This is a genomic window from Thioalkalivibrio sp., from assembly GCF_041685615.1.
Lineage (GTDB): Bacteria > Pseudomonadota > Gammaproteobacteria > Ectothiorhodospirales > Ectothiorhodospiraceae > Thioalkalivibrio.
The window spans coordinates 1-3665 of the sequence record NZ_JAWLFK010000096.1; the positions used below are offsets into that span (position 1 = coordinate 1).

General features: G+C 62.6%; 6 protein-coding genes and 2 pseudogenes. 4 read left to right on the forward strand and 4 right to left on the reverse strand.

From position 1 onward, the window contains the following. Positions 1-400: pseudogene (locus ACESLR_RS11745) on the forward strand (hypothetical protein); the annotation flags it as partial. Positions 401-767: 367 nt separating this feature from the next. Here the strand turns inward: ACESLR_RS11745 and ACESLR_RS11750 are convergent. The 4 genes and pseudogenes from ACESLR_RS11750 to ACESLR_RS11765 form a co-directional block, all read right to left on the reverse strand. Continuing rightward, entirely contained in the window at positions 768-1193 is a 426-nt protein-coding gene (locus ACESLR_RS11750) for a type II toxin-antitoxin system VapC family toxin (RefSeq protein WP_373067557.1), read from the reverse strand. Then, positions 1190-1438, reverse strand: coding sequence for a FitA-like ribbon-helix-helix domain-containing protein (locus ACESLR_RS11755; protein ID WP_373067564.1), 249 nt, complete (start codon positions 1436-1438; stop codon positions 1190-1192). The genes ACESLR_RS11750 and ACESLR_RS11755 overlap by 4 nt, the downstream gene beginning before the upstream one ends. Positions 1439-1640: 202 nt before the next feature. Further along, positions 1641-1805: pseudogene (locus tag ACESLR_RS11760) on the reverse strand (VapC toxin family PIN domain ribonuclease); the annotation flags it as partial. Positions 1806-1934: 129 nt separating this feature from the next. Next, complete coding sequence (locus ACESLR_RS11765; RefSeq protein ID WP_373067570.1) at positions 1935-2363, reverse strand: Uma2 family endonuclease; 429 nt, start codon at positions 2361-2363, stop codon at positions 1935-1937. A 165-nt stretch (positions 2364-2528) separates the two neighbouring features. On the opposite strand from ACESLR_RS11765, the gene ACESLR_RS11770 reads away from it, so the two are divergent. The 3 genes from ACESLR_RS11770 to ACESLR_RS11780 form a co-directional block, all read left to right on the forward strand. Then, positions 2529-2903 carry a hypothetical protein gene (locus ACESLR_RS11770; RefSeq protein WP_373067575.1) on the forward strand — a complete coding sequence of 125 codons (375 nt, stop codon included), beginning with the start codon at positions 2529-2531 and terminating at the stop codon, positions 2901-2903. After that, the gene (locus tag ACESLR_RS11775; RefSeq protein ID WP_373067580.1) at positions 2903-3160 is read left to right on the forward strand and encodes a hypothetical protein; all 258 of its coding nucleotides are present in this window, start codon (positions 2903-2905) and stop codon (positions 3158-3160) included. Before ACESLR_RS11770 ends, ACESLR_RS11775 begins: the two co-directional genes overlap by 1 nt. Before the next feature lie 197 nt (positions 3161-3357). Next, on the forward strand, positions 3358-3665 hold a 308-nt coding region (locus ACESLR_RS11780; RefSeq protein ID WP_373067587.1), incomplete at its 3' end, for a hypothetical protein.

Below are 3665 nucleotides of genomic sequence, written 5' to 3' on the forward strand. Positions count from 1 at the left end.
CACTTCAGTGGCCGAACGTATCGCGGGGCTCAGGGAGGAACGGGATGCTACCGACTACAGCCCTGGAGGTCGCGCGCCGCTGATGCCGTTCGATGCCACCGGAAGCATGGCGACCGCCATACCGTTCGCGTTCGACGACTACCTGGAACTGGTCGATGCCACTGGCCGGGTGATCCGCGAGGGCAAGCGCGGTTTCATTCCGGGCCAGACGCCAAGACTGCTGGAACGCCTGGCGCTCGACGCGGACCAGTTCATCGCGACCGCCGGTCGGATGATGCGGCAGTTCGGCAGCGCCATCGGGACCCCGACGCACATCACCGATCTCTGCGTGGCACGCCAGATGCGGTATCTGCGGGGGATGGGAACCGCCCGCGTTCTGTTCGAGAGACGGGCAGCTTGAGCCAAGGTCGGTCCTCTGAGAGATTGAGACTTGGAGGTGACCTGCCAAATTTCTTCGCGCCATTCTGTTGTTGGAAGATGGCCTCGGGCTTTGCGGCGATGCCGCAGGATTTCCTGAATGCCGCCGGGGTCGGCTGCCCCAGACTGGAATGCGTTCGGACCTCATGCTAGTAACGCCACCACGAGTTCGTTGCGTGTTTCGCGAATGGCTTTCATGTGGCGCGGAGCTACGAAGCCGGCGGCGCCGATGAGGGCGAAGGGCAGGAATTGGATCATGCGGGCCTTGGGGTGGGTTCGGTGGGATCAATCGCTTTGCTCACCCATCGGGCCAACTCGCGGCGGTCTGGGAGAGCGTGCCCACGGGGCGCTCACGAAGGAGCCGTCCATGGGTTGACGAGGTCGATCCCCGTATCGGTGAAGTCTTTGGTGTTGCGTGAGGCAAGGCTCGCACCGCGGGAGCGCGCCACTGCAGCAATCATTGCGTCGAACTGGCTGATGGGTCTGCCGGCAAGCCTTCGGGACGCTGCGATCTCGGCGTAGGCGAGCGCGGAGTCACGATCGAAGGGCAGCACACGGCCGGCAAAATCCTCTGCAAATATGGCCGAGACAGCCTGCATGAGCGCGTCGCGCCGCGCTCCGTCCGGAAGCAATCGGATTCCATAAAGGATCTCGCCCTCAACCACAGTGGTGGTGAACAAGGCTGAACGCGGTTGCGCAGCGATCCAGTCCACGACCCGGCTCTCCGGTACTGGACGCAAAATCTCCGACAGGACATTGGTGTCGAGGACGATCATGCCCCCAGGTCGACTGGGTCGCGAATGGGCTCCCGTTCCGGCTGCGCAAGTTCGACTCCGCCAAGGGGGTCGATCCGGCCACGAATCGCATCGACCAGGGTGCGTCCTTCTTCTGGCACCAGCGACAGCGCCGTGCGCAGAATGTCACGGGCTTCATCTTCCATGGAACGGCCGTGAATCGCAGCCCGAACCCTCAGTCGTGCCTTTATCTGCTCGTCAAGGTTGCGGATGGTCATCGTTGCCATGGCAATGTTTCCAATAATGCACCGCGTGCACTCATTGAATGCATGTTATGCGATGACTTCCAGGCCTTCAACGCCACCCAAGGGGCCGAGTATTGCTCTGCAGCAGGCAATCGGGACGGAACTCCGGCAAGCAAACTCTCCAGGACACCCAGATCGCTTGCTCCAGGACACCCAGACCGCTTGAACGCGGCTGTCGGGATGCTCAAGGACGCAGAAGTTCGACCAACAGACCTTCGATGTGCCGGTAGTGACCATCATTGGCGGTGACGAGGCGATCGCCAAGATGGAGCGCGGTTCCCGCGATCACGGCGTCATCGAGTTGCATGTCGCGGCTCGACGCATAGTCTTCGACCAGACTGGTGCGCCGAGCGGGTTCCCGGTCATTTAGTTGTTTACCTCACCCGCAACGGATTCGGGAATTCCCCCAGGCTCTAAACTACGGGACAGCCACTTCGCTTGCCCGAGTCGCGCTGCCCGCCGCCGCATGGTGCCCCGGTCAGGTATCAACGTCCTCGTAGATGCTGTCGAGCGTGAGGTCCTGCTCGAGGCAGTCGAGCCGGAGGCTGCCCTCGGAGTGGGTTTCGTGCACCCAGTCGGCTTCCGTGCGGCGGTACAGTTCCACCTGCCGGCGGTCCTGCGCGACCAGCAGGTACTCGCGCAGGCTGGGCAGAGCGGTGTATGCAAGGAGCTTCTCGCGCCGATCGATGCGCTCGGTGCCCTCGGAGAGCACCTCGACGATGAGGCAGGGGTGTTTCAGGTAGTAGTCCTCCAGATCGTTCGCATCGCAGGTGAGGACGAGGTCGGGGTAGTAGAAGGCATCATCGCCGGCGTGGTGGACGTAGACCTTCATGTCGCTGGTGAACAGCTGGCAACCACGATCTCGAACGGAAGGCGTCAACGCGAATGCGAGAGCGTTGACGATCAATCCGCACGGAAATCCAGGACACCCACCCTGGCTGAACGTTGGTAATTGTCATGCCGGAGGTGACTACCGCGCTCGCCAGCGAGGTAGTCTTCCCCGCAGATGGGGTCAGTATGGCTGTGGCAATGCTGTTGGATCGTTCGACGTTCTCTTCGAGGGCTCCCGACCATGAATCCCCCTTCTCTCAGGCATGCCGACGACACCGTGGCGTATTTTGCCGCCGCGATCGGCGGCGGGACGCTCTGGGTCTTGACTTCACTCCTCACCGAAAACCGTGAGGCATGGGATTCTCCGCTGTACTGGTCTTTGACCTATCCGCTGTGCATTCTCGCTTCGGGTTTTCTGGGCTACCTGGTTCCGCGGAGCGCGTGGCGCTGGGGCCTTACGATCATGTTTGTCCAGGCCCTTGTGATGCTGTTGTTGTGCGGGGGCTCGTTTGGCTTGCTCCCGCTGGGCCTGGTTCTGTTCGGCATACTGGCGCTGCCCTGCATGGCGGCTGCTACGATGACGGCCGCGGTGCGCCGGCATGTGGAGGGTTGGTGATGGCGCTTTTCCAGGGAATCTTCTTTCTGATTCTGGGTGGCGGCCTCACGCTGATCGCCTGGAAGAGCCTGAAAACCGGTTGGCTGCCGTATGGGCCTGGGCGGTTTGGCCGGGATGTCGCTGTCTGGCGCTCCGAGAGCCCGCTTTTTTATTGGATCTTGTTCCTAGGCTACAACGTGGCGGGAATCTGGATGGTTGGGTTTGCCCTAATGGTTCTCGCAGGCACCGCCGAACCCATGCCCTTGCAGCGTTCCTGATCCACTGGTAACTACGGCATAACTACGGGACAGCCACTTTGCTTGGCTGCATCACCTGAACGCGGTACTCGGCTACAAGGAAGTCCAGGTCCTGAGAAGGGAATCGAACCGTCACACTCCGGGACATATATGGACGCCTCCCTCCAGAACACCCACACTGCAGCCTTCTCACCATCGCCCCTCGCGAAGAGACCATCGTGAACCCGCCCCCCACCACCGACACCCAGCCCTACCTCATCGCCCTCCTCGGCGGCTCTGCCCTCTGGGTGCTCACCTCCCTGGTCAGCGGCCGCGCCGAGGCCTGGGACGCGCCGATGTACTGGTCCGTGACCTATCCGCTGGCGCTCCTGCTCGCGGGCGTGCTGGGGTATCGGGCGCCGCGGCGGGCCTGGCGCTGGGGGCTGGCGGTGATACTGGTGCAGGCCCCGGTGATGCTGCTGACCTCCGGCGGCTCCATGGGCCTGCTGCCGCTGGGGCTCGCGCTGTTCGCGATCCTGTCCCTGCC

Bases quoted from the DNA above. Each gene is read 5' to 3' on its own strand.
- ACESLR_RS11750 (WP_373067557.1), bottom strand. From the start codon at position 1,193: ATGATCGTCCTCGACACCAATGTCCTGTCGGAGATTTTGCGTCCAGTA.
- ACESLR_RS11755 (WP_373067564.1), bottom strand. From the start codon at position 1,438: ATGGCAACGATGACCATCCGCAACCTTGACGAGCAGATAAAGGCACGA.
- ACESLR_RS11770 (WP_373067575.1), top strand. From the start codon at position 2,529: ATGAATCCCCCTTCTCTCAGGCATGCCGACGACACCGTGGCGTATTTT.
- ACESLR_RS11775 (WP_373067580.1), top strand. From the start codon at position 2,903: ATGGCGCTTTTCCAGGGAATCTTCTTTCTGATTCTGGGTGGCGGCCTC.